This is a genomic window from Bacillus chungangensis, from assembly GCF_030812995.1.
In the GTDB taxonomy this organism is placed as follows: Bacteria; Bacillota; Bacilli; order Bacillales; family Bacillaceae_C; genus Bacillus_CF; species Bacillus_CF chungangensis.
The window spans coordinates 1-1,316 of sequence record NZ_JAUSTT010000062.1 but is presented as its reverse complement, the minus strand read 5'-3'; the positions used below and the strand labels follow the sequence as shown (position 1 = coordinate 1,316).

Annotated in this window: 2 protein-coding genes; both read left to right on the top strand. The window is 33.9% G+C overall.

Translation table 11 applies throughout. From position 1 onward, the window contains the following. The first annotated feature begins 8 nt into the window (after positions 1-8). Positions 9-650 (top strand): IS607 family transposase, encoded by a 642-nt coding sequence (locus J2S08_RS22330; RefSeq protein WP_307233556.1) that lies wholly within the window; start codon positions 9-11, stop codon positions 648-650. After that, the coding region (locus J2S08_RS22325; protein WP_307233554.1) for an RNA-guided endonuclease InsQ/TnpB family protein at positions 613-1,316 on the top strand (704 nt) is incomplete at its 3' end. The genes J2S08_RS22330 and J2S08_RS22325, both read left to right, overlap by 38 nt.

Here is a 1,316-nt window from a genome sequence, read left to right as displayed (position 1 = left end):
TGATGTAAATGAAATACTATTCAATAGGCGAATTTGCTAAATTGATAGGGAAAACAACGCAAACATTAAGAAATTGGGATAAACAAGGAGTTTTTAAGCCACATCATGTGACAGAAAGTGGCTATAGATATTACTCTCAAGAACAACTCCATCACTTCTTAGGCATTAAAAGTGAAGCGCAATTAAATAAAATGGTAATAGGATATTGTAGAGTTAGTTCACACAAGCAAAAAGATGACTTAGAAAGACAAATTGATAACGTAAAAACATATATGCTCGCTAAGGGTTATCAATTTGAAATCATCACAGATATTGGCAGTGGGATTAACTACAATAAAAAAGGATTAAACAAACTAATAGACAAAGTTACTAATTCCGAAGTCGAAAAGATAGTTATTTTGTATAAAGATAGGCTGATAAGATTTGGCTATGAACTAATAGAAAACCTATGTAATAAATACGGAACAACTATTGAGATAATAGACAATACCGAAAAGACCGAAGAACAGGAATTAGTTGAAGATTTAATCCAAATCGTTACCGTTTTTAGTTGTAGACTTCAAGGGAAAAGAGCAAATAAAGCCAAGAAGATGATTAAGGAGTTGATGGAGAGTGATACTTGCGAAGAAAGTGAGGATAAAGCCAACTAAAGAACAAGAATATCAGCTTTGGAAATCTGTCGGAACAGCACGATGGGCATATAACTGGACATTAGGAAAACAAGAGGAAAACTATCAAAACGGTGGTAAATTTCTTTCGGATTCTGTTCTCCGTAAAGAATTAACAGTCTTAAAACAAACAGAGGAATATGCTTGGTTGTACGATGTATCAAATAATATCACGAAACAAGCTATTAAAGACGCTTGTGATGCGTATAAGAAATTCTTTAAGAAGCAGGCGGATAAGCCATGTTTCAAAAGCAAAAAGAAATCAAAACCATCTTTCTATAATGATAATGTAAAATTGAAAATGAAAGAAATGATGGTTTTGATTGAAAAAGTTGGTTGGATTAGAACATCTGAACAAATACCAACGGGTGTAAAATACTCGAATCCAAGAGTCAGTTTTGACGGTAAGTATTGGTATTTGTCTGTTGGGATTGAAGAAGTAATACAACCAACGGAGCTAACAGATGTTTCGTTAGGAATTGATGTTGGCGTGAAAGAATTAGCAGTATGCTCAGATGGTAGAGAACCATACAAAAATATTAACAAAACAAAAGTAGTAAAAAAGGCAGAGAAACGCCTTCGTCGGTTGCAGCGTCAAGTTTCTAGAAAATATCAAATGAACAAGGAGGGAAGCCGTTTCGTCAAAAC